This window comes from Bradyrhizobium sp. 31Argb (assembly GCF_043638955.1).
In the GTDB taxonomy this organism is placed as follows: domain Bacteria; phylum Pseudomonadota; class Alphaproteobacteria; order Rhizobiales; family Xanthobacteraceae; genus Bradyrhizobium.
Genome location: NZ_JBEGDB010000028.1, coordinates 22897 through 49869, shown reverse-complemented (window position 1 = coordinate 49869; position 26973 = coordinate 22897). Strand labels below are relative to the sequence as shown.

The window sequence follows — 26973 nt, the reverse complement described above, 5'->3', positions numbered from 1 at the left end:
TGCCTGCGTCCACGATCTTCGAATCATGGTTGCCCATGGATTCAGAATCCTCAGTCAATTACAACTGTAATGCTAGGCTTCGCAACCCCGTTCAAGAACGGCCTGGCAGGCCGCTCTATGCCCCTTGGGTCCGTAGGCGGGCTTCAGCAAGAGATCGTCAGATACGCCGATGACCACCGTTGTGACCGAGAAACGTCCGCGCGAGAGGGGATCGGCGTCCGCATCATCCTCACTGACGCGGAAGCGTGTGGTGATCATCGGCGGCGGATTTGCCGGGATTGCGGCGGCGCGCGCGTTGAGGAAGGCCGACGTCGAAGTCATCCTGATCGATCGGCGGAATCATCACATCTTTCAGCCGCTCCTCTACCAGGTCGCAACCGCGGTCCTGGCGCCTTCCGAGATCGCGACGCCGATCCGTCAGCTCGAGGCCAAGCAGAAAAATCTCAACGTGGTGCTCGCCGAGGTTACCGGCGTCAGCCTGAGCGCTCGCGTGGTCGAAGTGATCTATCCACGACTTGGCACCCGCAAGCTCGGTTTCGATTATCTCATCGTCGCTACAGGAATGCGTCCGAGTTATTTCGGTCATGACGAGTTCGCGCTGCATGCGCCCGGTCTCAAGAGCCTCAATGACGCCGAAACCATCCGCACCAAGATTCTCAGCGCCTTTGAATTGGCCGAGGCTACCGAAAATGAAACGGAATGCGCCCGCCAGATGACGTTCGTGCTGGTTGGAACCGGCCCGACCGGCGTCGAGCTTGCTGCGTCAATCGCGCAGATGGTCTCGATCACGCTACGCAACAATTTTCGCAGCATCGATCCGGCGAACAGCCGGATCATCCTGCTCGACGGCGGCAGCCGTATCCTGCCGAGCTTTGCCGAGCCGCTGTCAAAGAAGGTCGTGCGGCGTCTCACCAGGCTAGGGGTCGAGGTCAGGACCGGGCTGAAGGTCGAGACGGTCGACGAGCAAGGCGTCATCGCCAGCGGGGAACGCATTGCCAGCGCGACCGTGCTGTGGACGGCGGGAGTAGCAGCCTCGCCGGTCGTGAAAATGCTCGGCACCAAGACCGACCGGGCCGGGCGGGCTCTGGTCGGGCCCTTCATGGAGATCCAGGAGGCGGGTGACGTGTTCGTCGCCGGGGATGCGAGCTCGCTCACCCAGGACGGCCACGCCGTGCCCGGCGTCGCGCAGGCCGCAATCCAGCAGGGCCGGTTTGTCGGGCGATTGATCGCTAATCGCGTCAAAGGACGGAAGGATGGCCGTCCGTTCCTCTACCGCAGCAAAGGCAACATGGCGGTGGTCGGCAAGAATTTTGCGATTCTGGAGACTGGTCGCCTGCGGACCAGTGGCTTTGCGACGTGGATCGTGTGGGCTGTCCTCCATGTGCTCGCACTGCCGCAGCTTCAGAATCGGTTCAGGGTGCAGACGCAATGGTTCTGGTCATATCTGACCGGTCAACGCAGTTCGCGATTGATTGCGGAAGCGCCTCGTGCCGTCGACCTCATCAAGCAGAAAACCGGAACATGAACGCTTCATCTACCGCACTAAGAGCCGTCCGTTGGATTGTTCTCGCCGGTGTGCTGCTCGGTCTGGGCACGTTTCTCTGGTTTGCGACGCGGCCACCGCCATTGACCGTGCAAGGCGAGGTTTCGGCCAACCGCGTGGACGTTAGCCCCCGCGTCAATGGACGGGTCGCTGACCTCCGCGTCGATGTGGGCGACACGGTCCAGCGGGGCGCCTTGCTCGCGGAGCTGGACAGTCCTCAGCTGAAAGCCTCCCTCATTGCCGCACGCGCGGCCCTTGCGGTTGCCACGGCGGATTTCGATCGGGTCTACAGCACGCGGCCGGAGACGATCGCCGCCCGCAAGGCGGATCTCGCCGCGGCCGATGCCGATGTCGTGCTCAGCAAGGAAGTCTTCGACCGGCAGACGAGCCTGATCAGCAGCGGTTCGACGCCGCAGCAGCGCGTGGACGAGGCAACGCGGAACCTGGAAACCGCAACACGCCGGCGCGAGGCGGCCAAGGCTGCGCTTGACCTTGCCACCAAGGGAGCCAGCGACGAGGAGAAGGCGCTGGCGGCAGCACAGGTGAAGCAGGCCGAGGCGAGCCTGAACCAGCGCGAGGTCGACGTCTCGGAATTGACGTTGCGAGCGCCAGCGTCCGGCCAGGTCACCAGCCGCGTCGCCGAGCTCGGCGAAAACTTCAGCGCCGGCGCGCCGCTGTTCTCGCTGATCGACATGGGAGATCTCTGGTTCACCTTCAACCTTCGTGAGGACTTGCTCGCTGGGCTGAAAATCGACGACAAGTTCGAGGTCACGGTACCCGCGCTGAAATCGCAGGTCATTCCGGTGCGCGTCACGATGATCAATGTGCAGGGCCAATACGCGACTTGGCGGGCAACGCGCGCGACCGGCGACTTCGACCTTCGGACCTTCGAGGTGCGGGCCAAGCCGTTGCAGCCGGTTGACGGGCTGCGGCCAGGCATGAGCGCGATTGCGGCGTGGCAAGCGCGGGTGCGCTGAGATGCAGCGTCGCGACCACCAGCAGCCGGGATTTTCGCTCGTATTTTGGCGGGAGCTCGCCTGGTTGCGGCGGCGTCCGCTGCTCCTCATGCTCACCGTCGTCGTGCCGCTCGGCCTGATGCTGCTGTTGACGGCTATCCTGAGCGCGGGGATTGCCACGCGGCTGCCGATCGCGGTTCTTGATCTCGACGGGTCCGAACTCTCCCGTTCCGTCATCCGCGCGGTCGATGCCACGCCCGATACCGCCACCGTGCTTCATGTCGCCGAACTGTCGGAGGGGCGGCATCTGATCGTCGCGCGCAAGATCCGCGGCCTCCTGATGCTGCCGCGCAATCTGGAGCGCGACGTCTTCGCCGGCCGTCGTCCGGAAGTCGTTCTCTTCTACAACACCCAGACATTTACGGTCGGCAATCTGGTCTTGCGGGGCGTCAATAGCGCCATACCGACCGTCGCCGCGGGGATCCGGATCTCGCTCAGGACCGCGGAAGGGCAGCCGGTGGAGGAGGCGCAGGCCGCGATCACGCCGATCCCGCTGCAGACCCATGCGCTGTTCAACTCGACCCTGAACTATGTGCATTTCCTGCTCGCTGCGCTGTTGCCGGCGGTGCTGCAGACCGTCGTCGTGACCACGATGGCCTATGCCGTCGGCATTGATGTCGAGACACGTCATCGCTTTGCGATATTGCGACGCTTGGGCGGAGGACTCTTGCCGGCGATGTTTGGAAAGATGCTTCCGTATACGATCCTATTCCTGTCGATGCTTGGGATCGCCGATTTCGTGCTGTTCAAATACCTGGAGCTGCCGCTGAGAGGCGATCCGGCAGTGCTCGTGATTGCCGGGATTGTCTTCGTCCTGGCGTGCCAGTTCATCGGAGCGCTGCTCGCGCTCTTGCTTCGGCCGGTGGCCGCGGCGGTGAGCATCGCCACGCTGTTAACGGCGCCGGCCTTCGGATTCATGGGCATCGGCTTTCCGCGGCTTGGCATGAACGCTTTCGCTTATGGCTATGGCGAGCTGTTGCCGGGCACCTGGTACTTGATGGCCCGGATCGACCAGACCATCCGAGGAACGCCGCTCGATCTCTCGTGGAAGCCGGTGCTGGTACTGACCGGCTTGGTTGCCGTGCTTATCAGCCTCACCGCCATAAGGGTAAGGATCATGCGCCGATCTATTCCGGAGCGCGCGGCATGAAGATGTTCCTCACCGTCTTTCGCAATGAAATCGGCCGGATATTCTCGCTGCGGCCGGTATTTTCGGTCGTAGTGCTCGCGGCCGCCGTCTACGCGCTGTTCTACCCGCAGCCCTATCTGAACGAAGCCCTGCGCAGGGTTCCGATCGCGGTCGTCGATCAGGACCGCACCCAGACCAGTCGCGAACTGGCGAGGCTGGTCGACGCGACATCCGATGTCGCAGTGGCCAGGGTCCTCCCGGACGTCCCGACGGCCGAGCGCGAGGTCTATGACCGTTCGATTTTCGGGATCCTCCTCATTCCGCAGCATTTCGAGCGGGACCTGCTGCATGGCCGATCGTCACCGATCGCACTCTACGCGGACGCCAGCTATTTCCTGATGTATCAGCGCATGAACGGCGCGGTGATGGCGGTGTCGCGTACGCTCGGAACCAATTTCGAGATCGTGCGCTTGGTCGGGCTCGGCGTCGATCCGCCGGTTGCGGCCGCGGCGACCGATCCAATGCCTTTCATTCCGGTTCCGCTGTTCAACCCGCAGGGCGGTTACGCCACCTATATCCTGCCCGCCGCCTTCGTGCTGATCCTGCAGCAGACGTTGCTGATCGGCGTAGGCTTGCTCGGCACCTTGCCGGGAGCGCAGGTGATCTGGACCGGCAAGGCGCGAAGGCGCGTCAGCGACCTCGCCTTTGAATCGATCGCGACCGTAGCAGGCAAGCTGCTCGCCTATCTTGCGATCCACGCGCTGATCGTTGCGACCTACCTGATTGGCCTGCCATATCTTTACGGGATTCCACGCCTCGGTTCGGTCGCGACCATTTTGGCCTTCGCGGTGCCGTTCACGCTCGCGGTCGGAGGTCTCGGCCTGGTGGTCGCTGCGACCTTCCGCAATCCGCTGGCGGTCCAGCTCGTCTTCGCAGCGATTGGGCTGCCGTTCTTCTTCCTTGCGGGCTTTGCCTGGCCCGCCGAAGTGATGCCCGCGCCGGTCAGGCTATTGTCGCAGCTATTGCCAAGCACGCTTGCGATCGATGGCCTGGTCGACGTCGCCCAGCTCGGCGCCAGCCTGTCCGACGTCCACCGCGAATTCCTGGAGCTTTGGCTGCTCGTAGCCGTCTATGCCGGCATCGCCGTGATCATCGAGTTTATCAGGCGGCGCCGTGCGCCGCTTCCCGTCCCCGGCTGAGGACATCGCAATGGACGCCTCGATCATTTCCGCGCTCGCTGCCCTGACCGGGACCGCCGTCGGCGGGATGACCAGTCTGATCGCGAACTTGCTGACCCAGCGGCTCCAGCTTCGCGCGCAATGGCTGTCGCATGAGCAGAGCCGCCGTCAGGACCTTTACCGGGAGTTCATCGAGCAAGCCTCGAAATGCTATATCGATGCGCTCCAGCACGATGAGGCCGACATACCGGGCCTGGTCGGTCTCTACGGCAAGCTTGGAAGGATGCGGGTGCTATCGAGTGAACGCGTCGTCCACTGCGGCGAGCACATCGCGAGGAAGATCCTCGACACTTACCTTGAGCCTGACCGGACTTTCGTCGAGCTTCGCGAGATGGCGAAGCATGGCGCGATCGACCTGTTGCACGAGTTCAGCGTGGCCTGCCGCATGGAGTTCGAGGAGCTGGATGCCCGGCGTTTCTGACGTTTCTGAGCTGGTTGATTTCAAGCCGCGAATGGCTTCATTCGGCCGCGACCAGCGAGCGGGCAAAGCAAAGGCCCGGTCGCAGTGTCTTGAAGTCAAGCATCAATAGCCGTCGCTAGGCAGCCGAGGGCTTATGCTCCTGAGGGCGTGGCACGGCGCCGCTGACGAGCAGTCCCTCGATCCGGCTGTCGTCATAGCCCAACTCCTTGAGAATATCGGCATTGTGCTCGCCGAGCTCCGGCGCGCGCCTGGCCGCGACCTTCGTCACGCCGTGGATCTGCAGCGGACTGCTGACGGTGAACGTCAGATTGCCGCCAGCGCCCTCGAGCGGAACGACGATGTCGTTCTCGTGCAGCTGCGGATCCTTGACGACCTCGTAAGGCGCCCGGACCACACCGAAAGTGATGTGGCTGTGATCGAAAACGTCGTGCCAATGCGACATCGGTTGCGAACGGAATACCTCGTCGAGGATTGCCGAAAGCTGTGCCGCGTTTGCCACCAGCTTTGCGGCATCCGAGAAGCGGGCGTCGGACAAGAGATCGGGGCGGCCGACAGCGGTCGCGAAGGCAGGCCATTTGTCAGGCGTCAGCACGATCAGGAACCAGGCCTCGTCGGATGCCTGATAGACGTTGAAGATCGCGTTCGGCGGGCTCTTGCGATCGTGCAACGGATAGAACTGGGCATCACACAGTGCGGCCTGGACCGAGACACCGCAGGCCCAGACACCCGAGGCGAGCAGCGACGTCGTCACGTAGGAGCCTTGCCCCGTCCGCTCACGTCGGTACAGCGCAGTCACGATAGCCGAGTAGAGGCTCACGGCGGTGGCGTGATCGCCGCTGCCGGAGACCGGCAAGGTCGGCGGCGCGCCGGCATCGCGGGTGAGGGAAAGCAGGCCGCTCCGCGCCCAATAGGCGGTGATGTCAAATCCGGGCAGGTCGGCGTCCGGCCCTTTGTCACCATAGCCGGTAATGTCGGCATAGATCAGGCGGGGATTCCACGCCGTGACATCCTCATAGTTGAGCTTCAACCGCTTGCGCGCGGGGTGAGGGGTGTTGACGATCAGCACGTCAGCCCATTTGACCAGCCGCTCGAGAATCTCAGCCGCGTGCGGTGATTTCAGATCCAGCGTCAGGCTCCGCTTGTTGCGATTGTTCAGATGCCAGGGATAGTTGTCCTTGGCACGCGGCTGCGGCGGGATCTTGTAGCCGATGCGCCAGGTATCGCCGCTTGGCGGCTCGACCTTGATGACGTCAGCGCCGAAGTCGGAGAGGATGACGGCGGCTCCCGGGCCGGCGATGAAACTCGCCAGATCCACAACCTTCAGTCCCGAGAAAATGTTGTCAGTGGACATTTGCTGTCTCCTCAGCGTTACAGTTTGTGCGCGATCGAATGACGGGTGTCATCGGCGGCCGGGCGGTCCAGCACGCGGGAAATCCATCCGGTTAGCCGCGTCTGGACTTCGCGGCGATTGGTTTCGTTGAGCATCTCGTGGCGTCCGCCCGGATAGGCATCGAAGGCGATGTCGTGCAGGCCGGCGGCGCGGTAGCGCTCCACCAGGAGTCTGACGCCATCGAGGTGTTGGCCGACGGGATCTTCGCTGCCGGAAAACAGGTAGACCGGTAGGTCGCAGCGTATCTTTGACAAGGCAACGGGATCGCAGAGCGTGGGAGCCGAACCAAGAAAGGACGCAAGCGAATCCGGCTGCAGGGCCGCAAAACACAGGGGGTCATCGATGAACGCGTCGACAACGAGCTCATCGCGGCTCAGCCAGTCGAACGGCGTGCGCGCCGGCTCAAATGCGGCGTTGAGCAGGTTCGCTCCGGGTGGCGCCGAACTCGCCAGTCGCGCCAGCCCGTCGAGCGCCCCTGACCCCGAAAGGATGAGACCATCGATTTTATGGCCGTGACCGATCGCATAGCGCTGGGCCGCGAACGAGCCCATGCTGTGGCCAAACAGGAGCAGGGGCAGGTCGGGATGCTCGTTCCTGGCAACTTCGCTGAGGCGCACCATATCCGCCACCAGCAGCTCGAAGCCGCCTTCGCCAAAATCTCCTAACTGTGCGGCCGAGCGAGCGGTGAGTCCATGACCGCGATGATCGTTGCCGTAGACTGTAAGCCCCATCGAAACCAGAACGTCGATGGTGTCGACGTAGCGCCTCAGATGTTCGCCCATGCCGTGCGCGATCTGGATCACGCCCCGGGTCGGCCCGCGGCTGTCCCAGCGCGCGCAGGCTACGCATAATCCGTCGGCACTGGTGAACTGAAATTCGGCGCTTGGACTCGCGGATGTTTTGGAGACTGCCATGACACGCCTTTCAGCCGCTCGCGCTTCAACGACCATGAAACTGCGGCACGCGCTTCTCGAGGAAAGCGGCAGTGCCTTCCTTCTTGTCCTCGGTCGCGGCGCAGATGCCGAAATAGGAGGCCTCCAGCGCAAATCCCTCCCTCCGGCTTGTCTCGAGGCCCTTGTGAGCTGCTTCCAGTGAGAATTTCACGGCGATCGGCGCGTTGGCGGCGATCTGCTTCAAGATCGCTTCGGCGCGCGCGATCACGTCGGCCGCCGGCACAACCTCGTTCACCAACCCGATGCGGTATGCTTCCTGCGCCGAAATCGTTTCCCCGGTCAGGATGAGCTGCAGAGCCCGGCCCTTGCCGACCAGCCGGGGCAAACGTTGCGTGCCGCCGCCGCCGGGTAACAGGCCGAGCTTGACCTCGGGTTGTCCGAACTTGGCATGCTCGGCCGCGATCCGGATGGTGCAGGCCATCGCCGTTTCGCAACCACCGCCAAGCGCGAAGCCATTGATCGCCGCGATCACGGGCTTGCCGAGATTTTCGATCAGGTTCAGCACATCCTGACCGAAGCGGCTGGATTCCTCCGCCTCATAGGCGTCGACATGGGCGAGTTCGCTGATATCGGCCCCGGCGATGAAGGCCTTGTCGCCGGCGCCTGTGAGGATCACGCCGTGCACGGATGCGTCAGCCTTTGCGTCCTCGAACGCTCTCTGCAGGTCGATCCAGGTCGGCGTGTTCAGGGCATTGAGCACTTTTGGGCGATTGAGGGTCACGTAGGCGATGCCGTTCTTCTTCCCGTAGAGCACGTTCGCCAGCGCCAACGTATCTGCCATTACTGTCTCCTCGTCCGGAACGGGATGGGCGGAGGGCGTGACCTCTCGCCCGTTCTGCGGCGCGGTTAGATGAAGGCGCTGATGCCGGTGATCGCCTTGCCGACGATCAGATTCTGCATCTGGTAGGTTCCTTCGTAGGAGTAGAGCGCCTCGACGTCGGCAAAGAAGCGCGCCACGTTGTAGTCCGCGACGATGCCGTTGCCGCCCAAAAGTTCGCGCCCCCACGCGACGGTTTCGCGAGCTTTCGCCGTGCAGAAGGCTTTGGCCAGCGCCGCATGGTGGTCGCCGAGCTTGCCTTCGTCGTCGAGCTGGGCCAGCCGGAGCATCATGCATTGGCAAGCGGTAAGGTTGCCGAGCATCTTGGCCAGCAGATCCTGCACCAGCTGGAACGAGGCGATGGGCTTGCCGAACTGGAGACGGCTCTGGGTGTAGGCGAGGGTGTTCTCAAATGCGCCCATCTGCGCACCGGTCGATGCCCACCCGACCATGTAGCGGGTCATGCGCAATACGCGGGCGGTGTCGCGGAAGGAGTTGCCGCCCTGCAGCCGGCTAGCTTCTGGCACGCGCACGTCCGTCAGCGTGATCTGGCCGTTCTGGACAACCTTGAGCGCGACCTTGTGTTCGATCTTCTCGACGCTGAAGCCGGGCGAGCTCTTGTTCTCCACGATAAAGCCCTTCACCTGGTTGTCGCCGAGGTCGCGGGCCCAGATGATGGAGAGATCGCACCATGGCGCGTTGCCGATCCAGCGCTTCTGGCCGTTCAGGACCCAGGAATCGCCGTCGCGCTTCGCGGTCGTGGTCAGGCCGCCGGTCGCACCGGAGCCGATCAAGGGCTCGGTCAGGCCGAAGCAGCCGATCTTCTCGAAACGAGCCATCTGCGGCAGCCATTTCTGCTTCTGCTCTTCGGAACCGTCGAGATAGATCGAGCCCATCGCAAGGCCACTGTGGACACCGAAGAAGGTACAGATCGACGGATCGACCCGTGCCAACTCCATTGCCACGAAGCCGAACTGCTTCTGGCTGCCGCCGGCGCATCCATAGCCTTCGTAGCCAAGCCCGCCGATGCCGAGCTCCTTGAATGACGGCAACAGTTCGAACGGGAAGGCGTCGTCGGACCAATATTTGTTGATGATCGGCTTGACCTTCGTATCCATGTAGGCCCGCACCTTCTTGACAAGCGCCAACTCGTCGGCGTTCAGGAGCTCGACAAGTTGGTAGAAATCGCCGTCCGGCACTGGCAGTGCCTTCGCGTCCGGTTTGCGGGCTGCAGTGGCTGTGGCCATGTTGAATCTCCTTGGCGGGACGGTTTGAAGCGCGAAAGCCTGAGCGAAGCGTCGAGCGCGCTGATTGGTCTCGCCGCCGAATTTGCCGGGAGCGCCGTCCGCGTTCTTGAAGCCGCTTGCCGTTCCAGGGACGTTTTTGCTTCGTTGTAGCGGGAGCGGCGAAGTGCGAATTCGTCGCCGCGCCGTCGTGAATTCGCCTCCAAGGACTGAGGTTTTGGAGGCGCGTGCGGTCCGATCGAACGTTTGGCGATTAGGCGACCTTTGCCTGATTTGCCTTGCTGGCCTTGTTGCGCATTTCGATAAGCCCGAGCAGGATTTCGTCGCGCTCCGCAGCCAGCTCGTCGATAGAGCGTGAACCGACTTCGGCGTGAACGCCGTCGATCAGCTTTTGCTGAACCTCAGGGGTAAGCTCCGGCGAGCCCAGCACCTTCCACCAGGCCGTCATCGGACCGGTGAACTGTTTGAAGAAATGCTCGATGCCACCCTGGCCGCCGCCGAGATGATTGAGAAGCACTTGGCCCATAATGCCCCAACGCAGGCCTGGCCCCCAGCTCAACGCGGTGTCGACGTCGGCGACGCTGACGACCCCGTCAGCAACAAGGTGATAGACCTCCCGCGCCAGCGCGGCTTGCAGTCGGTTCGCGACGTGGCCGGGCACTTCTTTGTTGAGACGGATCGTCCGCTTGCCGATGGACGTATAGAACTCCGCAGCGCGGCGTATGGTGTCCTCTGAAGTCCTGACGCCGCCAACGATCTCAACGAGCGGGACTAGATGAGGCGGATTGAAGGGATGCCCGATCACGCAGCGCTCTGGATGCAACTCGCAGGCCGACTGGATCTCGCTCATGGTCAGCCCCGACGAGCTCGAGGCGATGATCGCATCGGCGGGCAGGAGCTCGTCGAGCTGCTTATACAGCGTTCGTTTGAAATCGATTTTTTCCGGGCCGTTCTCCTGAACGAGATCAGCGTCCCTCACCGCGTTCGCGAGTGCTGCGGTGAAAGTCAGCCTGCTCTGCGTTGCGCCGGGCGCAAGGCCTAATCGCTGCAGCGCCGGCCAGGCCGTTGCAACAAAGCGCCTGAGAGCCGCTTCCGCGTCCGGGGCAACGTCGGTCGCCACAACCTCGAGGCCGTTCGCAAGGAAGAGGGCGGTCCAGCTCGCGCCAATGACGCCCGTTCCTATGATGGCCACCCGGCGAATGGGCTTGTGCTCCGGCATATCAATTCTCCTGGGGGATTTCGGCATAGGCGATGCCGGTGAGATTGCCCTGGGCGTAGAGGAAATTTCGCTCGGCCGAGCCGTCGAGTCGAGACGAGTAGAGCGATCCGGCAAAATCGGTCACGAAGATCCGATCGTGCGGGACGTCCAGCGCAATGCCGATCGCTTCCATCAGATGATTCAACACGATCTCGGGCTCGGCGGGCTTGTGGTCGATCGAGGCCCGACTGACGGCGTTGCCACGCGGCGCGTCGCCACGATCGGTCCAGTACAGGAGGCGGCTCTTCAGATCGAGCTCGAGGTCGATCGGCTCCGGCAGGCCATCGAAGAACACCTTGACGTCGGAACGCTTCTCGGCCGTCTCGCCTTTCGGAATTTCCACGTTGGCGCAGAAGATGCGGCCCTGGCCACCATTGTCTGGGCCCTTCTGCGTCCAGTAGATCTTGTTGTGCCTGGGGTCGATGGTGAGCCCGACGCACCACCGGGTCTGGTCACGCCGGTCCGCGTCGCCGTGGCCCGCTTCGATCAGCGTCTCCAATTGCGAGCCGTCGAGATTGGCCCGCATGACGCGCATGCCCTCACGATCGCACCAGTATAGTTTGCCGGCTTGCTTGTCGAGAATGATCTGCTTGGGGGTATGAGTGTCGCCTTCGGCGACGATGGTCTTGCGGTTCCTGCCATCGAGATCAGCGCGCTCGATCGAGCCGTCGTTCAGGCTTGGAACGCCCATGTTGGTCCAGTAGATGTGGCCCGCTTCGACATCTACGACAATGCCGTCCGGAAACCGGCAGCCAGTCACAATGGTCTTCTTGTTCGAACCATCTACGTTCATCGAATGAATGCAGCCGGCATTCAATTCGAGCACAAACAAGCGAGGGGTGGCGGCCTGCGCGCCGGGGTGTGGCACTGGTTTCGAGACGGCGTCGGGCATGTGTCACCTCTGCAGCTAATGCGTCCGACAACCGATCGGGTTCGACCGGTTGTCGGCGGCTACAATGGCTCAAGTGCCGCTCGCCTTATTGGATGGGATTGCCACCTCTGGAATGGTTTTGCTTTTTCTCTGGACCACAGCCTTGCGTACTGAATGCTCGCGGCTTACCGAAACCCTATTGCAGGGTTCCATTCGCCGCCGGCAACGTGAAGGAGAATCGGGCGCCACCGTGGATGCTGCCATTGTCGGCTTCGATTCGCCCGCCATGGGCCTCAATGATCGAGCGGCAGATGGACAATCCCATTCCCATGCCTCCCTCCTTGGTCGTGAAGAAGCTCTCGAACAAGCGGGGCTGGTGATCCGGTTCGATTCCGGGACCGCTGTCCTCGACGCTGCAGCACAGCGACGCGCCGTCAAGCGAGGCGGTCCGCACGGTGATCCTGCGCTCTGCTGCGCCAACCTGCGCCATGGCCTGCATGGCGTTGACGGCAAGATTGACAATGACCTGATGCAGCAAGGTCCGATCCGCCAGCACATGCGGCGCCGCGGGCAAGAAGCTGTGTGACACGGTAACGCCGCGCCACTCGACTTCATGCCGAAGGAACTGCAGCGCTTCCAGGATAATGGCGTGCGGGGATACGAGCACGCGCGCGGGCGCGCGGCGCGCGGCCATCTCGCGCACGCGGGCGATAATGTCGGCCGCCCGCCGGGCATCCGAAAGACTGCGTTGGATCAACGTACGGACCTCGTCCAAATCCGGCTGGGGGCGGTTGAGCCATCTGAGACCCGCCGAGCAATTGGTCGCTATCGCTCCGAGCGGCTGGTTGAGCTCATGGGCGATCGAGGCGGTCAATTCGCCAAGCGTCGAGACCCGGGCGGCATGCGCGAACTCGATCTGCAATCGCTCAAGTGTCTCCTGCGCTTTGACGAGCTCGGTCAAATCGACCAGTCCCGAAATTGAGAAGCCGAAACCGGTGCGCACTGCAGTGAAAAGCACGTCGATTAGCCGGCCGTCCAGTGTGACGAACTGCATTTTTTCCTCGAAGAATGATTCATTTCGAAATCGGCTCTCGAGAAGGCGCCGCAAGTATTTGGGCTGCCAAAATGGGGTTATTGGTCCCAACAAGTCCTGTGCGTCTTTGGCGCCCAGCAAACGTACGCATGCGTCGTTAACTTCCTCGGTTTTGAATGCGTGCATCGCTTTCATTATCCATTCGGGATGTGCGTCCAGGTACGCCGGGAAGTCAGTGACGCCGGCGGCCCTGAGTTCATCAAGCATCTCGCACGCGGCCCCGGCATCAACCCTCCATAATGAGATCGGCATGAATTTGAAAAGAAGGCGATAGCGTTGCTCGCTTTGCTCCAAGGCCGAATAGGCGACCTTGTGCGAAGTTACGTCCATGACGGCGCCGACCAGCTTCGGATGTCCGCGTTCCTCCAGTGAGGGGCGGGCGACGACATGCAGCGTCTTCACTGAGCCATTCGGCATCAGCAGCCGATGTTCGAAATCGAGCGGCTCCTCGTGGGTGGCCGCTCGCTCAAGCTGCGTGCGGACCAGCATACGGTCGTCGGGATGGACGCGCTGGAAGACGAGTTCGAGGGTCGGTTTTGCTTCGCTATCAAATCCGAATATCCTGAAACTCTCCGCCGACCAGGTCAGTTCGCCGGTCGTGACGTTCCAGCCGAAACTGCCGGTGTGGCTCAATCGCTGCGCTTCCGATAGATAGGCCGCCTGGCTTTTCAAGAGCGCTTCCTCGGCGCGCTTGCGGGCTGTGATATCGGTATTGCTTTGGAGCGTGCCGATCAAGTTTCCCCGTGTGTCACGCCGCACTGTCCATTTGCTGGAAACCACGACCTCGGCGCCGTCGCGCGTCATCTGCACCAATTCGCCCTCCCAACGGCCGTCGCGGTTGGCGGTCTCGACGATCTCCTGCAAGGGGGCAGGATAGACGGTCTTCAAGAGCAAGTGCACGGTCTTGCCGAGCGCTTCCTCCCGGGTCCAGCCGAACAGCCGTTCGGCGCCGCGGTTCCAGTAAGTGATGACGCGATTGACATCGACGACCAGGATGGCGTCCGGTGTCAGGTCGAGGAGATGCGCCTGTGCGTGCTGTGCCTCGCCGAAGCGGCGTGCTCTCCTGACGAGCGTGGTGATCGCAAACGACGTCACCACGAATGCGACAAGGGCCACCGCGTCCTGCGTACTCGTGATCTCGAAGGAATAGAGGGGTACCATGAAGAAGTAGTTTAGGCAGCCGACCGCAATCAGCGAGAAGAGCGCGGAAGTGACGAAACTGTCCATCAGCGAAAGTACGATGATGATGAGCAAATAGGCGAGTATTGCGGTTCCCGGGCGGTCGAAAATCTGGAGCCGCACCATTCCCCAGGTTGCCGCGGTCATCAGCACGATGCCGACCGTCCAGAGCCTCGCAAGGTAGCGAATATGCTCGTTGAACGTAGGTCTTGTTCTCGGGAGGATGACGTCAGGATTTGGCTTCGTGTTGAGGAGAGCCGCTATGAATTCCGAGAGGAAGCTTGTTGGCACAGGCCTATGCTCGGTGCTCGTCGGCTCGTACTCGACCGCTGTGTCTGACTGCCTTAGATGCTGCATGGCTGTTGCTCATCAATGTTCGACGGAATCCCGGAGACTACCGGCGATGCACGCTGGTCTGCTCCGTCGACGTCCTATCCCTGCCTCCATGCCTCGGGATGCACACCGGTTACGCCCTTGAATACGCGCACCAGGTGAGCTTCGCTGGCGAACCCGCACGCGAGAGCCAGTTCATCCAGATCGGCTTGCCGATTTCTCCGCAGCAGGAACTTGGCGTGCTCGACCTGATGCTGGAGCAGCCAGCGGTATGGGCTGACCCCGGTGGTTTGACGGAAGGCTCGCAGAAAAGCGCCGGTGGGAAGTCCGCACTCGCTGGCAAGGTCGGACACAAAGATCTCGCCGTCCAATCGGGAGCTTAGAACCTCCTTGGCGCGCCGCTCTTGCCATGGCGCCAGACCCGCGAGCGTGCAAGGAATTACACAGCTGCCGACGCCATAGGTCTTCAGCGTATGCGCCGTCGCCGCAATCGCCAGATGGTCGATGAAAACTTGGTTGGCTTCCTTGGGGCGCTGGAATGCCGGCAGCAGGGCTGTCCCCAGTCCGCTGAGCACGGCATCCTCCACGCCAACGCCGGGCTCATTGGCGAATTCGTCTACCCGACCACAGCCTTCCATATCGGCGATGACATCGAGAGCGGCCCGCGGGACGTAGAAATGCAGTGAATGAAAGGTGCTGATGCCGTTGGCGATCGGATTGGAGCGCAAGTCGTAGATGCTGACGCTTCCCGCTCGCAAATAGCTGGTCGGCACCTGCCGGTTGTCGATGAAGAGATCGTGTTGTGGGCAGTCCTGAAGCTGCACCGTGATCAGAAAGGCGTCCTCATAGGGGATCGGCGCTGTGAGGCCGTGGTTGGCGATATCGCACTTGATCTCGGTGATGGCGATCTTCGACTTTTGGAGGGAGCGCGTCACGAATGCGGGCGCTCGCTTGAGCTGGAAGGCATCTGCGAGCCGCTGGCCATAGGCGCCGCCTTGGTCCGTCATGTGAGACCTTTCTGCAAGCGATGCCGCTATTTGCACCGCCCTGCAGAAAAACGATTGTCAGATTCGTGCAGGCTTTGACCGTTTCGACCATGAGAAATCTAAGACGTTAGTCTAGATTTCGGCGCCACACGCCGGGGCTGACACCGGTCAAGCGGGAGAAGACCCGGGTAAAGTGGCTTTGATCAGCGAAACCGCAGGCAAGGGCGATTTCCGACAGTGACAGCCGTCTCTCGCGCAGCAGGACCTTGGCCTCGTCCACGCGTTTCTGCTGAAGCCATTGGTGGGGTGATAGACCGGTCGATTGCCGAAATGCGCGGGCAAAATGACTTGCCGATATGCCGCAATCATTTGCCAAATCCGCCAACGAGATGTCGCCCTGAAGACTAGCGGCGAGCGTCTCTTCGGCCCGTTTCAACTGCCAGGGTGCCAATCCGCCGCGCGTTGGCCGGATTTGCGAAACCATGCCGCCATACATCTTGGCCACGTGAATGCCGACCGCGAGCGTGACGTGATCCACAAAGATACGGCTGGCTTGATCAGGATGCTCGAAAGCCGGAACGAGCGAGGAAGTCAGCGCGCGTATGATGGGATCATCGACCCCGACGCCGGGCTGATAGCGAAGTTCGTGAATGCGCCGCGCCTCTGCGTTATCGGCAATGATGTTGAGTGCACTACGTGGAAAATAGAAATGAACGCAGTGGCAGGCCTTGTTGATGGTGAATTGCGGACTGCGCTTGAGATCGTACAGCGTGGTCTGGCCGGCTCTGAGAGAGGTGAGGGGAGTGGTGCGCTCGTCTTCAAAATATTCGTGAATGGGATAGTCGACAAAATGATAGCCGATCAAATAGGCATCTTCACGAACAAGCGGTGCAGATATGCCATGTTCAGGGTTGTCCGAGCGCAGCTCTGTAACCGCGATACTGGTATTGCGCAGTGAACGCGAAACGAACGCGGTAGCCTTGGCCCGCAAGCGCTCACCAAATCTGTCCCCGTAACCGCTGCTCTTTTGCATCCCAAGTCTCAGCTGCTTGAGTTGCTTTGCCGGCTAGAAGGTTAAGCTTGCGCGGCAAGGCGCTCTGTTTGAAATAGGCGTACGGATTCTTGTAGGGCGCACGATACTGCCTGCGACGGCGAACGACAACGATCTTTGTCGTTCTAATAGACATTAGTCGCGGTTTCGACGCCAGGCACCAGGACCAATTCCGACAAGACGTGTAAAGACGCGCGTGAAGTGACTCTGATCGGCGAATCCGCAGGCGAGCGCGATCTCTGAGAGCGACATTTTGCGCTCGGAGAGCAAACTTTTTGCCTGGTCGACGCGGCGCTGCAGGAGCCACCGATGTGGCGAGAGGCCGGTGGATTGCCGAAACGCCCGGGAAAAATGACTTGCCGACAAGCCGCAATCGTTTGCCAGGTCGGCCAGAGAGACGTCGCCCTCCAAGTTAGCCCCCAGCGTGTCCTCGGCGCGCTTCATCTGCCAAGGCGCCAATCCGCCGCGCGAGGTCGTGGCGACTGAACGCACATCCCCATACGTCTTGGCGACATGAATGCCAACCGCCAATGTGACATGCTCGACAAAAAGGCGGCTTGCTTGTTCGGGATGCTCGAAAGCCGGCACCAGAGAGCCGACCAATGCCCGCAGAATGGGATCGTCGACACCGGCACCGGGTTGATACCGCAATTCCTCGACCTTCTGCGCGTCCTCACCTTCCGCGATCAGGTTCAACGCGACACGCGGAAAATAGAAATGAATGCTGTGGAATGGATTATTGATATAGAACTGCGGGTTGCGCTTCACATCGTACAGTACCGTCTCACCGGTCCTGAGCGATGTTACTCCCGCAATTCGGCCGTCCTCGAAATACTCATGGACTGGATAGTCCCGCAGTATAACCGCCACCAAGAACGCATCTTCGCGCGTAAGGGGCGCGGACAGGCCATGTGGCGGATTGTCGGCGCGGACCTCGGTTGCGGCGATATTGGTGTTGCGCAACGAGCGAACAAACGAGGTGGCTTGCGCCCTCAGGCGTTCTCCGAAAGATTGGCCGTAAGCGCTGCTCTCTTCCATGCTCGACCAACCGAGTTGTCGTCAGGCGTTCAGAGCCGCTGATTTACGGACCATGAGCGAAGCCCCGTGAGCCAAGCTCCGTCCCGGCGGACGCGCGACGGCATCCACCATTTAGGCAGTTTTATACCATTGGTGTCTTTACCGATCTTGCTGATTTTCGCTGCCCTTGGTTACTGGGTCTTTCGGCGATATTTGCCCGGCGCCAGGCCGAAGGCGCGGGTGAAAGCGCGGGTAAAGCTCGACTGTGAGGAAAAGCTGCAGATCAGGGAGATTTCCGCAATCGTTGCGGCTCCGTCGGCCAGCAATTCCTTTGCCTTCTCGAGGCGGCATTCGCGCAGGAAGCGATGCGGGGATTCTCCTGTGGCTTTGCGAAAAGCCCTGGAGAAGTGAAACGGGCTCAGGCTCGCAACCTCCGCCAAGTCCTTGAGACGGATAGTGTTATGCAGGTTGGCCGCGATGAATTGCATGACGCGCCGCAAACGGCGGTCGTCGAGCGCTCGCGACGCAGACGATCTATCGCGGCGCGCAGGCATGGCTATTCCGTTCGGCGTTGCGAATCGCGTTGTTCAAAGGTTGCTGCGCGGTCGCGTGGTGGCGGACCATTTTCCATTATCTCCCGTCGGCTGCCCCCGCTTTGCGGGGCACCGGGGCGGGAGGTAGCGACCAGGGTGCAGCGCAAACATCACGGAGAACCGTGAATTGTGCAGTCACGGACGCAAGCGTCTGTATTGACAGCGGAAATCTGCCATCGCAGCATCAAGGCTCCTCTGCATCAAGCTGGGAGCGCCGGATGTCGTTACCCCAGGCAAGTCACACGACAGGCCTGCGAGGCGCTCGCTTTTCGCCCCCGCGAGCGCCGGCCACGATGGTCGAGCGGGCGCACCTGCTGGGCCTGATTGGCGAAAGCGTCGCGCAGCTGACGCTGATCTGCGCCCCGGCCGGTTTTGGAAAAAGCACGCTGATGCAGCAATTGCGGCGACGCTTCCAGGCGCGTGGCATCGCTACGGTCTGGCTGCAGGTGGAGCGGGCTGACAATCAGCTCGGTCGCTTCCTGCAATCGTTGAAGGGGGCAATTCAGACGGCGTTCGGGGAGCCTGTCGCCAGCCCGTCCATGGAAACGCCCGCGACAAATGCGAATCCGGTACAGGGCAGGGCAGCTGACCTGATCGAACGACTATCGCTCTCCGACGCTCCAATCGCCCTGTTTTTTGACGATCTCGAACTAATCGTTGATGAGAGCGTCTGGGCCTTCTTGCAGCGTCTGCTGGCTGATCTTGACATGCATCATCGCGTCGTTCTCGCCAGCCGCACGAAGCCGCCTTTGGCGCTCGGCCGGCTGCGCGCGTATGGCCAGCTTCTTGAACTTGACCAGGCGGAATTGCGTTTTACACCGGAGGAGACCCAGACGTTTCTTGAACGTCAAAACATCGGCGTTGCAGCAATCCGGGCGCTGCAACAGCACACGGAAGGGTGGCCCGCCGCGCTGCAGCTCGCGGCAATTGCTGTGAACGGCAGATACGGATCCGATGCGCTGCGGGCGATTTCGGGCGCGAGCGCAAGTGTCGCCGAGTATCTGGCGCAGGAAGTGCTCGACAGTCGACCGGGCCCGCAACGCGATTTCCTGCTGCGTTCCGCCGTTCTTGGCCAATTTTGTGCTGAGTTGTGTGACGCTGCGCTGGAGCGAGGCGATAGCAATGAGATGATCGCGCAGATCGTGCGCGACAATCTTCTCCTCGTTCCGATCGACGCGGAGGAGCGCTGGTATCGCTATCATCCGTTATTTGCGGATTTCCTGCGTGTTCGCATGGCGCAGGAGAGACAGGGCGAGTTGCAGCCGTTGCATCGGCGCGCGGCCTGCTGGACCTCCGCCCATGGTTTCATGAACGAAGCCATTACACATGCGCTGTCGGCAAAGGATCACATGTTCGCCGCCGATCTGCTCGCAGCATCGGCCATGGACAATCTTCATTCCGGCCGGGTGGCGGACACCGCACACGCCATTGCACTGCTGCCCGACGCCGAAGTCTACCGCCGGCCGGCGCTGCTGCGGGCCGCGGCCTTCGCGGCGATCTTTGCCCATCGCTATGATGCTGCCAGACGATACATGGACGTCATTGAACGGGCTGATGAGGTTGGAACGGATGGCGATGATGAGATCGTTGCCATGCGCCTCATGATGCTCGGCTGGACCGACGGCATTCCCGACTTGCTTCGAGCCGTTGATGAATTGCGCAACAGATCGTCGCATTTCGGCCGGTTCACGGCGGGGCTCGCCAGCAATGCGAGCGCTTTCTGCCATCTTGCGCTCGGGCGCTACGATGAGGCGCAGCGCGCGCTCGCGCAGGCGCGCGAGGCCTGCGAACCGATCGATGCGCTGTATGTCTTGAGTTATAGCGCGTGCTTCGCCGCGGCCATCGAACTTAATCTCGGGCAGGTCGCGGCCGCGCGCGCAACACTTGAACGTGCGTTCAACCGGGCCATCGCGGGCGGCGAACGCTATGGCGGCGCCGGCGCCGTCGTCGCGACCTACCTTGCGGAGTGTCTCTATGAAGCCAATGCGCTCGACGCCTGTCAGGCGCTTGTCGATGACTACATGCCGATCGTGATCGAGACCGGCATGCCGGATCACTTGATCGTGCTGCATCGTATTGCGGCGCGACTGCACTTCTTACGCGGACACGGCGATGACGGCCAGTCGCTGCTGGTGCAGCTCGGTGAGATCGGTGCTCGCCGCGGCCTTCGCCGCCTGACTGCCGCTGCATGGCTCGAGCGCTCCTACGCATCGTTGCGGAGCAACAATAATGAAGGTGCGCGCCGCGCGCTCGCCGCCGGCAGCGACGCGGCTCTCTGGGACAGCTTTGGCGCGTTCAATCCGCACGCCGGCGAAATCGACGACGTCATGATTGCCGGACTGCGCCTTCGGCAGGCGACAGGCGATAGCAATGAGACGGTTCCGGAAATCCGCGCCGAGCGGCAGCGCGCCGAGGCAGTCGGACGTCGACGCCGGGCGTTGCGGCTGTTGTTTCTTGAGGCGCAAGCGCTCGAATCAGGCGGCCGACGACGTGAGGCCAGCGCGGCGTTCGATGAGGCGGTGATGCGCGCTGCGGACGGCGGGATGGTGCGGGTACTCGCCGACGAGAGCTGGGCGACTGAGCCGCTTGTGGTTCGTTCTGCCGTCATGAGGGAGCCGCGCACGGTCGGTTTGTTGCGCGAGCTCAAGGAGCCAATTGCCGCGATGACGACGACGGCGCTTCGAGATCGCAGGGCTGAGGTAACGGGAAACGCGGTTCGGCTTACCACCCGCGAGGTACAGATTTTGCGATTGATCTGGAAAGGAGGCTCGAACAAGGCGATCGCCCGAGACCTGTTCTTGACCGAAAACACAATCGAAACGCACCTGCGGCGCATCTACGAGAAGCTCGGAACGCGCAAGCGTACGCAGGCTGCGGCCATTGCGCGTGAAGCCGGTGCGATTTAGTGCAGAAGAAAAGTCATCATGCTCTAATGCGCGTTAGGCCAACCTTCCAGCGCCTGTGCGAGGCAACCGACCAGAGTTTCTGCTTCAAAAGGCTTGCGGAGGAAAGAGGCGGCCCCGCTCGACATCGCCCTTTCTTCGAGATCCGGCTCGGCGCGCGCGGTGATCATAATGACGGGCACGGCGCCATGATGTAAGCTGAGCTGCCGTTTGAGTTCGAAGCCATTCATCCCGGGCATCTGGATGTCGGTGATTGCGCAGGAAAACCGCTCGAGCTGGTGGGACGCGAGGAACTCTTCGGCGGAGGCGAACGCACGAACATCGTGGCCAAGCGATCGGATGAGGCTCGCGAGTGCGTCGCGCATGGACGGATCATCGTCCACGATCGAAATGAGATGTCCGTTCGCCATGCTGCAGCCCCTATCGAGCCGACCTCAAGCCAATCTCCACCCGGCATTGCGCGCTGTTGCTTGATCGTTCTCCGGAGCTTCCCTCAATCTGATCGGCTCTTCAGTGCGTCCGCCATTCGAACAAGGTCGGCCAGCGAACGGGCGCCCATCTTTCGCATTGCGGCGCCGCGATGGATCTTGACCGTCACTTCGCTCAGACGGAGATCTGCGGCGATTTGCTTGTTCATCTTGCCGGCGGTGACCAATGCCATGACTTCGCGCTCCCGTGGCGAAAGCATCGCATAGCGATCGACGACGGCAACCGCTTGGCTTTCGCTCGCGCGCTGCAACCGATTGCGATTGATGGCGGCGGTTACCGCGTCGATCATGTCCTGGTCACGGAACGGTTTTGGAAGGAAATCGACCGCGCCCGCCTTCATGGCGCGGACGGTCATTGGAATGTCGCCATGGCCGGTCGTCAGTACCACCGGCAAGCGTATCCCGAGCGTCGTAAGCTCTTCCTGGAAATCCAGTCCGCTCGCCCCCGGCAGGCGGATATCGAGCACAATGCAGCCGGGTTGTTCCGGTCGCTCCGCGCTCAGAAATTCCTGGGTTGAACCATAGGTCCGTGCAGTCAACCCGACCGTGCGAAGCAGGCTGGCAAGTCCAGCGCGCAGCGAGTCGTCGTCATCGACGATGTGAACGAGAGGGGGCTCGTCTGACACCTGGGGCATCTCAAATCCACCCGGCAGGAGGATCACACTCAATACCATGATGCCGGCCATCGGCATCATCACACGAAAGTATGATCGATGGCCAGAAAAGCGTGCCGCGTCATCGAATCTCCGGCAGCCCGTCCACAATGAGGGGGCGACCAGCGAGGGCATCGCCCGATCGCTCCGCAAGCATTTTGTATGAAACATGCAAGTCTTGTTCGAATTGATCATTCGATTGGCGCCACCGCCCCGATCGTTTGCAAGAACGAGGGTGGCAGGATCACCCGTACTCACACCAAGGTGTGAGACAATCAGACCCATGCACGATTGGCGCCGGGTGGCGAGTTAATCATCCTCGCCCACACGCTCAACAATGGGCCGACCTTCGCAGAACGGCTGGTCTCTCGTATTCGCTACAGAAGTGGCAAGAAAAGATCTAACAGGGGAACGCGAGATGTTCAAAGCGCTGGATGAACGAAGAAACGAGTCTTCAGTGTGGAGGTTGCAAGCGCCGGCCACAGATGGATGTCCGGAGGTCTCGCCGTTGCGACTTTTCACGGTTGGCTCGGCTGACATGGCAATCGCCCTTCCTTCCGGTCCCCATGTCCGGGGCGGCCTGCCCCCAAGGGTGTTGCGGAGGGTGCGCGAATACATTGATGCGCACATCGAGCAGCGGATCAGCGTCGAAGCGCTGGCCAAACTCGCAAATCTTTCAGTTTGCTATTTCGTCCGCGCCTTTAAGCAGTCCGTGGGCCTTACTCCACACGACTATCTGGTTCGCCGCCGAGTGGAGCGGACGATGGAGCTCTTGTCGGAGACGGATCTGTCACTCTCTGAGATCGCGCTGGCGGCCGGCTTTTCCGACCAAAGCCATTGTGCGCGGCGCTTTCGCCAGCACGTCGGCATGTCACCGCGGGACTATCGCTGGTCGATACCGTGAGGCGTTGCCGTCGTTAGAGCGTGATGACTTCGGATCGTTATCCCGCCTGACCTTCCATTTGAGCATGATCCCGGCTTCCAGAGTGTCGAGATACTCCCGGACGGATCGATACCGCCATAGCGACCAAGATGACGAAGGATGCCTACAAGCAAGGAGAAAAGGACGAGGATCTTTTCGTTCTCGTTGCTGGTGACAGGGATTATGTGCCGACGCTGCTTGAACTCGCTGAGGATGGATTTAAGGTCGAAGTCGTGTTCTGGGGGCATTGTGCGCGAGAGCTTCGAGACGCGGCGTCAAATTTCATCAACCTCGACCCGCATCTCGAAAACCTTCGCTGTTAGTGCGTGCGGATGATTATTGCTTAACGTGATCAAGGTATAGGTCGGCGACCCGCATACGATTACCAACCGGCAAGCCGACTGCGAAATCTAGCCGGTCGCTGGTGATGGGTCCACTCCCTAAGGGTGAAGTGAACCGTTTGGACCTTGCGAGCTATCTTGGTTCGCTGAGTGGGGCGGCGTTCTTTCTTCGCTGCGACGCTCGCGACGCGATCGTTAGGATTAATGGCGACGCTGTAGTAACACCATCTCATCACAGATCTTCCCGTAGACCTTTGAAGACGGGGGTCACACCTTCGCCGCCGATTTGGCGCGGTATCGATCGGGGGCAAGCAGCTTCGCCTCAACACAGTTGCCCTCGTGCGCAATCCGCTTCGACTATGGTCTTGCCCGTCAGCGATATAGACAACTGTGAGGTGTTGCCGCTAGACGGTGGGAGTGCGGCAGAGCTCGCCGGCTACCAGGACGCTGCGCACTCCCAAGGAGCGGCCGCGGTGAGCGAGGCCGAGATCGACAAGGCCGAGCTCGCAGGGCAGGCGAGTGGCGTTTCGCCTGATTGAGCAGCGGAGCCGGCAAGGGATGTGTCGATCCTTCGTGGTTCGACGCTACGGGGCCCACGCAGCAATCCAGAGCATTAACCCAGACAGCGGGGACTTTGGTAGTGCGTGCCGTTCAGACGGTTCTTCTTGTGGTGCGGGAGCAGCCCGGCGACGCTATTAATGACGGGCGCACTGCATGCTGCATTCACCCGGCGGGGCGCTGGAGCTTCCGGCTGCAGGAGCCAAGTTCAAGATTTTTGGCGCTTGCTCAGAAAAGCACCTCTGTGCAAGACAATTGTTCCCGAAAGCGCAACAAAGGAACCGCACCGTGACAGCCTCTCTTGACGGCGAAATTCGTGGCGGACGCCATCACATGCAGGTCCGCGTCTATTTTGAAGATACCGATTCTGGCAAGATTGTTTATCATGCAAATTTTTTGCGGTTCATGGAACGCGGCAGAACGAATTACTTGCGCCTGCTCGGAACCAATCAGCAAGCGCTGCTCGAAGAAGCGTGGAACGATGCTCCCGGCTTTGCCTTCGTCGTCCGTTCGATGACAATCGATTTTCTAAAGCCTGCGGTTTTGGACGACGTGCTTGATGTCGTCACGCTCCCACAAGAAGTGAGAGGCGCGTCAATTGCCTTGCTGCAGGAATGCAGGCGCGGAGACGATCTCCTAGTCACGGCGCGTGTACGCGTGGCGTTTATCGCAGGCGGAAAAGCGCAGCGCATTCCCAAGGCGCTGCGGCTTGCTATGGAGGGGCATAGATAAATCTGCTCCTCGTTCACGCGTTGGCCGTCCATCGACCCAATTGCGACATCGTCAAACCAGTGTTTTCCGGCATCGTCTATCACGCCAATTATCTGCGCTTCATGGAGCGCGGCCGTACCAACCATTTGCGGCTGATGGGCGCCGAGCAGCATGCGCTGTTCGCGGAGACCGAGGTGGAGACGCCGGGCTTTGTGTTCGTCGTGCGCTCGATGGAGCTCGACTTCCTAAGGCCCGCGCGGATGGACGATGTGCTCGACGTCGTGACCTGGCCGGTCGCGGTGAAGGGCGCCTCGATCACGCTGGCGCAGGAAGTGCGGCGCGGCGAGGACTTGCTGGTCAAAGCGCAGGTGCGCGTCGCCTTCATTAGTGAGGGCAAGGCGCAGCCGATTTCGAAAGCGCTGCGGCTGTTGTTGAAGGCCGATGTGGCTTGATCGCAGCACCAACCTTGCAGCCCGGATGGAGCGAAGCGCAATCCGGGACTGCCGTATCCGCGTTTGCGACAACCCCGGATTACGCTTCGCTCCATCCGGGCTACGGGTGCGTGTTACGCCGCCGCCTTGTGGCGCGCGATCTCGGCCTTGTAGAGCTCGAACTCCTCCGCGATTGCTTTTGCCACGGAAGGCCGTGCGCGCAGGCGCTCATAGTAGGCCTTCAGCGCCGGCCATTTTGCCAGTTCGACCGGCGGCGTCGCCATGGTCCAGTTGATGACGGTGACGAGATAGGCATCCGCCACGCTGAAATGGTCGAGCAGGTATTCGCGCCCCTTCAGATAGTTCTCGAGATGGTCGAGCCGCGAAAGGTTCTTCTCCACCACATAGGTCTTCGCGTCCTGCGGCGCCTTCTTGTCCAACAGCGTCACGAACAGGCCCTTGTGCAGTTCAGTGCCGATGAAGCAGAGCCACTGATGCAGCCGGCTGCGCTCCATGCCGGCGCCGGTACCGAGATTCGCCTGCGAGAAGCGGTCCGCGACATATTGCAGGATCGCGGCGTTCTCGGTCAGCACTGCGCCGTCATCGGTGCGGAGCGTCGGCACCAGCCCGAGCGGATTGACCTCTGTGAAATCCGAGCCGTCCTTCAGCACCGCCTTGGTCTTCGGATCGACCTCGAGATAGTCGGCGCTTGCGCCCGCTTCATACAGCGCGATGCGGGTCGCCATCGAGCAGGCGAGCGGCGAGAAATAAAGCTCCATGGATGCCTCCTTGGCGGTTCGGCCCGGCAGCCGGGCCTCGTGTTGATTTTTGTACTGTTCTGCATAGTATAGTTTCGGTCAAGGAATTTTCTGCGAAATGGTACAAAAAAAGAAGAAGCTGCCATCTGCTGCCAAACCACCGGCTGGCAAAAAGGCTGACGCCGCTGAGCCGAAGCGGCGCGGCCGGCCGCGCGCCTATGAGCCCGATGTCGCGCTCGGCAAGGCGCTCGACCTGTTCCGCAAGCGCGGCTTTGCCGCGACCTCGCTCGACGACCTCAGTGCCGCGACCGGCATGAACCGGCCGAGCCTCTATGGAGCATTCGGCGACAAGCGCGAGCTCTACATCAAGAGCTATCGGCGCTACCGCGATGATGCGCGCGCTGCGATGGTCGACATCTTCCGGGAGGAGTTGCCGATCCGCGAAAGGCTGATGCGCATCTATGCGGTGGCGCTCGATATCTATCTTTCCGGCGATTCTCCGCGCGGTTGCTTCACGGTGGTGACGGCAGCCTCCGACGCGGTCGCCGATCCTGAGATCCGCGCTTTGGCGCTCGACGGCTTCGTCGAGCTCGACAAGGCTTTTGCCTCGTGCTTCCGCCGCGGTAAGGAAAAGGGCGAGCTATCGCCGGCGGCTGACGTTACCGCGCTCGCGCAACTCGCCTCCGCCACGCTCCACACCATCGCGCTGCGCGCGCGCGCCCGTGTCTCGCGCAAGGAATTGGAAGCCCTCGTCAATGGTGCCATCGACGTGATGTGCCGCTAAGCGTCGCATAGTCCATCGTCGTCCCAGAGCGTTTTCGAGCGAGGCATGCCCTCGGACCTGATCCGAGGGTGGACGCCGGTTCGCATAGCGATCAAGTTTACGCAGATCGCGTAGGCTTATCTGCGCAGAAAACGTGTTAGAATAGAAGGTGTGCGACGACCAATATTACGTCTGCAACCCTTTAAAACAGAAATGAAACAGCGCCGTCACCGCACCTCTCCATCGTTGGCGATGCGAGCAGGTGAAGATGACGAGCTACCCGGTCAGAACACTCCTGCTTGCGCTGATTACT

26 protein-coding genes are annotated in these 26973 nt (G+C 61.4%); 12 read left to right on the top strand and 14 right to left on the bottom strand.

The window, feature by feature from the left end; genetic code table 11:
- Nucleotides 1-169: 169 nt before the first annotated feature.
- Genes AAFX91_RS08245 through AAFX91_RS08225 form a run of 5 tightly spaced genes read left to right on the top strand, consistent with a single transcriptional unit; the run spans nt 170 to nt 5347 of the window.
- Nucleotides 170-1525, top strand: a complete 1356-nt coding sequence (locus AAFX91_RS08245) for an NAD(P)/FAD-dependent oxidoreductase (protein WP_394566118.1) — start codon at nt 170-172, stop codon at nt 1523-1525.
- A complete protein-coding gene (locus AAFX91_RS08240) occupies nt 1522-2520 on the top strand; it encodes an HlyD family secretion protein (protein ID WP_282527478.1) in 999 nt (332 codons plus the stop codon). Before AAFX91_RS08245 ends, AAFX91_RS08240 begins: the two co-directional genes overlap by 4 nt.
- A gap of 1 nt (nt 2521) precedes the next feature.
- Entirely contained in the window at nt 2522-3709 is a 1188-nt protein-coding gene (locus AAFX91_RS08235; RefSeq protein ID WP_394566117.1) for an ABC transporter permease, read from the top strand.
- Nucleotides 3706-4887 (top strand): ABC transporter permease, encoded by a 1182-nt coding sequence (locus tag AAFX91_RS08230; RefSeq protein WP_394566116.1) that lies wholly within the window; start codon nt 3706-3708, stop codon nt 4885-4887. The genes AAFX91_RS08235 and AAFX91_RS08230 overlap by 4 nt, the downstream gene beginning before the upstream one ends.
- A 10-nt stretch (nt 4888-4897) precedes the next feature.
- Nucleotides 4898-5347 carry a hypothetical protein gene (locus AAFX91_RS08225; RefSeq protein WP_130577832.1) on the top strand — a complete coding sequence of 150 codons (450 nt, stop codon included), beginning with the start codon at nt 4898-4900 and terminating at the stop codon, nt 5345-5347.
- Between the two features lie 115 nt (nt 5348-5462).
- On the opposite strand, the gene AAFX91_RS08220 is transcribed toward AAFX91_RS08225, so the two are convergent.
- The 11 genes from AAFX91_RS08220 to AAFX91_RS08170 all read right to left on the bottom strand — a co-directional run bounded on the left by AAFX91_RS08220 (nt 5463) and on the right by AAFX91_RS08170 (nt 18027).
- Nucleotides 5463-6698, bottom strand: coding sequence for a CaiB/BaiF CoA transferase family protein (locus AAFX91_RS08220; RefSeq protein WP_394566115.1), 1236 nt, complete (start codon nt 6696-6698; stop codon nt 5463-5465).
- 17 nt (nt 6699-6715) lie between these two features.
- Nucleotides 6716-7540: an alpha/beta fold hydrolase gene (locus tag AAFX91_RS08215; RefSeq protein WP_282527482.1), complete on the bottom strand. Its 825-nt coding sequence runs from the start codon at nt 7538-7540 to the stop codon at nt 6716-6718.
- Nucleotides 7541-7676: 136 nt separating this feature from the next.
- Nucleotides 7677-8471: an enoyl-CoA hydratase-related protein gene (locus tag AAFX91_RS08210; protein ID WP_394566114.1), complete on the bottom strand. Its 795-nt coding sequence runs from the start codon at nt 8469-8471 to the stop codon at nt 7677-7679.
- A gap of 65 nt (nt 8472-8536) precedes the next feature.
- The gene (locus AAFX91_RS08205; protein WP_394566113.1) at nt 8537-9754 is read right to left on the bottom strand and encodes an acyl-CoA dehydrogenase family protein; all 1218 of its coding nucleotides are present in this window, start codon (nt 9752-9754) and stop codon (nt 8537-8539) included.
- Between the two features lie 250 nt (nt 9755-10004).
- On the bottom strand, nt 10005-10997 hold the full coding sequence (locus AAFX91_RS08200; RefSeq protein WP_394566112.1) for a 3-hydroxyacyl-CoA dehydrogenase NAD-binding domain-containing protein: 993 nt from the start codon (nt 10995-10997) through the stop codon (nt 10005-10007).
- Entirely contained in the window at nt 10972-11901 is a 930-nt protein-coding gene (locus AAFX91_RS08195) for a 3-hydroxyacyl-CoA dehydrogenase (protein WP_394566111.1), read from the bottom strand. Before AAFX91_RS08195 ends, AAFX91_RS08200 begins: the two co-directional genes overlap by 26 nt.
- 175 nt (nt 11902-12076) lie before the next feature.
- A complete protein-coding gene (locus AAFX91_RS08190; protein WP_394566110.1) occupies nt 12077-14509 on the bottom strand; it encodes a PAS domain S-box protein in 2433 nt (810 codons plus the stop codon).
- 74 nt (nt 14510-14583) lie between these two features.
- Nucleotides 14584-15492 carry a helix-turn-helix domain-containing protein gene (locus tag AAFX91_RS08185; RefSeq protein ID WP_282527487.1) on the bottom strand — a complete coding sequence of 303 codons (909 nt, stop codon included), beginning with the start codon at nt 15490-15492 and terminating at the stop codon, nt 14584-14586.
- A gap of 106 nt (nt 15493-15598) precedes the next feature.
- A complete protein-coding gene (locus AAFX91_RS08180; protein ID WP_282527488.1) occupies nt 15599-16504 on the bottom strand; it encodes a helix-turn-helix domain-containing protein in 906 nt (301 codons plus the stop codon).
- 153 nt (nt 16505-16657) lie between these two features.
- On the bottom strand, nt 16658-17560 hold the full coding sequence (locus AAFX91_RS08175; protein ID WP_282527489.1) for an AraC family transcriptional regulator: 903 nt from the start codon (nt 17558-17560) through the stop codon (nt 16658-16660).
- Between the two features lie 170 nt (nt 17561-17730).
- Nucleotides 17731-18027: a helix-turn-helix domain-containing protein gene (locus AAFX91_RS08170; RefSeq protein ID WP_165421029.1), complete on the bottom strand. Its 297-nt coding sequence runs from the start codon at nt 18025-18027 to the stop codon at nt 17731-17733.
- A gap of 398 nt (nt 18028-18425) precedes the next feature.
- On the opposite strand from AAFX91_RS08170, the gene AAFX91_RS08165 reads away from it, so the two are divergent.
- Entirely contained in the window at nt 18426-21038 is a 2613-nt protein-coding gene (locus AAFX91_RS08165; protein WP_394566109.1) for a LuxR C-terminal-related transcriptional regulator, read from the top strand.
- 23 nt (nt 21039-21061) lie between these two features.
- On the opposite strand, the gene AAFX91_RS08160 is transcribed toward AAFX91_RS08165, so the two are convergent.
- Nucleotides 21062-21445, bottom strand: coding sequence for a response regulator transcription factor (locus AAFX91_RS08160; protein ID WP_394566108.1), 384 nt, complete (start codon nt 21443-21445; stop codon nt 21062-21064).
- A gap of 83 nt (nt 21446-21528) precedes the next feature.
- Nucleotides 21529-22158 carry a response regulator transcription factor gene (locus tag AAFX91_RS08155; RefSeq protein WP_394566119.1) on the bottom strand — a complete coding sequence of 210 codons (630 nt, stop codon included), beginning with the start codon at nt 22156-22158 and terminating at the stop codon, nt 21529-21531.
- Nucleotides 22159-22594: 436 nt separating this feature from the next.
- Between AAFX91_RS08155 and AAFX91_RS08150 the strand changes: the two genes are divergently transcribed.
- From AAFX91_RS08150 to AAFX91_RS08130, 5 genes are all read left to right on the top strand, one after another.
- The gene (locus AAFX91_RS08150; protein ID WP_165421031.1) at nt 22595-23080 is read left to right on the top strand and encodes a helix-turn-helix domain-containing protein; all 486 of its coding nucleotides are present in this window, start codon (nt 22595-22597) and stop codon (nt 23078-23080) included.
- A gap of 104 nt (nt 23081-23184) precedes the next feature.
- Entirely contained in the window at nt 23185-23421 is a 237-nt protein-coding gene (locus AAFX91_RS08145; RefSeq protein WP_283813513.1) for an NYN domain-containing protein, read from the top strand.
- A gap of 413 nt (nt 23422-23834) precedes the next feature.
- Nucleotides 23835-23978 carry a hypothetical protein gene (locus AAFX91_RS08140; RefSeq protein ID WP_165421032.1) on the top strand — a complete coding sequence of 48 codons (144 nt, stop codon included), beginning with the start codon at nt 23835-23837 and terminating at the stop codon, nt 23976-23978.
- 307 nt (nt 23979-24285) lie between these two features.
- Nucleotides 24286-24729, top strand: coding sequence for a tol-pal system-associated acyl-CoA thioesterase (gene ybgC, locus AAFX91_RS08135; protein ID WP_130580177.1), 444 nt, complete (start codon nt 24286-24288; stop codon nt 24727-24729).
- A gap of 20 nt (nt 24730-24749) precedes the next feature.
- Nucleotides 24750-25160: a YbgC/FadM family acyl-CoA thioesterase gene (locus AAFX91_RS08130; RefSeq protein WP_394566107.1), complete on the top strand. Its 411-nt coding sequence runs from the start codon at nt 24750-24752 to the stop codon at nt 25158-25160.
- A 113-nt stretch (nt 25161-25273) separates the two neighbouring features.
- Here the strand turns inward: AAFX91_RS08130 and AAFX91_RS08125 are convergent, their stop codons facing one another.
- Nucleotides 25274-25918, bottom strand: coding sequence for a glutathione binding-like protein (locus tag AAFX91_RS08125; RefSeq protein ID WP_394566106.1), 645 nt, complete (start codon nt 25916-25918; stop codon nt 25274-25276).
- 97 nt (nt 25919-26015) lie between these two features.
- Here AAFX91_RS08125 and AAFX91_RS08120 point away from each other — a divergent pair, with 97 nt between their 5' ends.
- Nucleotides 26016-26681, top strand: a complete 666-nt coding sequence (locus AAFX91_RS08120; protein WP_130580174.1) for a TetR/AcrR family transcriptional regulator — start codon at nt 26016-26018, stop codon at nt 26679-26681.
- Nucleotides 26682-26973 lie beyond the last annotated feature (292 nt).

Coding starts and splice junctions, on each gene's coding strand:
- AAFX91_RS08235 (WP_394566117.1), top strand. CDS start 2,522: ATGCAGCGTCGCGACCACCAGCAGCCGGGATTTTCGCTCGTATTTTGG.
- AAFX91_RS08150 (WP_165421031.1), top strand. CDS start 22,595: ATGTTCAAAGCGCTGGATGAACGAAGAAACGAGTCTTCAGTGTGGAGG.
- AAFX91_RS08240 (WP_282527478.1), top strand. CDS start 1,522: ATGAACGCTTCATCTACCGCACTAAGAGCCGTCCGTTGGATTGTTCTC.
- AAFX91_RS08195 (WP_394566111.1), bottom strand. CDS start 11,901: ATGCCCGACGCCGTCTCGAAACCAGTGCCACACCCCGGCGCGCAGGCC.
- AAFX91_RS08160 (WP_394566108.1), bottom strand. CDS start 21,445: ATGGCGAACGGACATCTCATTTCGATCGTGGACGATGATCCGTCCATG.
- AAFX91_RS08120 (WP_130580174.1), top strand. CDS start 26,016: ATGGTACAAAAAAAGAAGAAGCTGCCATCTGCTGCCAAACCACCGGCT.
- AAFX91_RS08210 (WP_394566114.1), bottom strand. CDS start 8,471: ATGGCAGATACGTTGGCGCTGGCGAACGTGCTCTACGGGAAGAAGAAC.
- AAFX91_RS08225 (WP_130577832.1), top strand. CDS start 4,898: ATGGACGCCTCGATCATTTCCGCGCTCGCTGCCCTGACCGGGACCGCC.
- AAFX91_RS08185 (WP_282527487.1), bottom strand. CDS start 15,492: ATGACGGACCAAGGCGGCGCCTATGGCCAGCGGCTCGCAGATGCCTTC.
- AAFX91_RS08155 (WP_394566119.1), bottom strand. CDS start 22,158: ATGCCCCAGGTGTCAGACGAGCCCCCTCTCGTTCACATCGTCGATGAC.
- AAFX91_RS08190 (WP_394566110.1), bottom strand. CDS start 14,509: ATGCAGCATCTAAGGCAGTCAGACACAGCGGTCGAGTACGAGCCGACG.
- AAFX91_RS08175 (WP_282527489.1), bottom strand. CDS start 17,560: ATGGAAGAGAGCAGCGCTTACGGCCAATCTTTCGGAGAACGCCTGAGG.
- AAFX91_RS08230 (WP_394566116.1), top strand. CDS start 3,706: ATGAAGATGTTCCTCACCGTCTTTCGCAATGAAATCGGCCGGATATTC.
- AAFX91_RS08205 (WP_394566113.1), bottom strand. CDS start 9,754: ATGGCCACAGCCACTGCAGCCCGCAAACCGGACGCGAAGGCACTGCCA.
- AAFX91_RS08245 (WP_394566118.1), top strand. CDS start 170: ATGACCACCGTTGTGACCGAGAAACGTCCGCGCGAGAGGGGATCGGCG.
- AAFX91_RS08200 (WP_394566112.1), bottom strand. CDS start 10,997: ATGCCGAAATCCCCCAGGAGAATTGATATGCCGGAGCACAAGCCCATT.
- AAFX91_RS08170 (WP_165421029.1), bottom strand. CDS start 18,027: ATGCAATTCATCGCGGCCAACCTGCATAACACTATCCGTCTCAAGGAC.
- AAFX91_RS08125 (WP_394566106.1), bottom strand. CDS start 25,918: ATGGAGCTTTATTTCTCGCCGCTCGCCTGCTCGATGGCGACCCGCATC.
- AAFX91_RS08220 (WP_394566115.1), bottom strand. CDS start 6,698: ATGTCCACTGACAACATTTTCTCGGGACTGAAGGTTGTGGATCTGGCG.
- AAFX91_RS08165 (WP_394566109.1), top strand. CDS start 18,426: ATGGTCGAGCGGGCGCACCTGCTGGGCCTGATTGGCGAAAGCGTCGCG.
- AAFX91_RS08180 (WP_282527488.1), bottom strand. CDS start 16,504: ATGCAAAAGAGCAGCGGTTACGGGGACAGATTTGGTGAGCGCTTGCGG.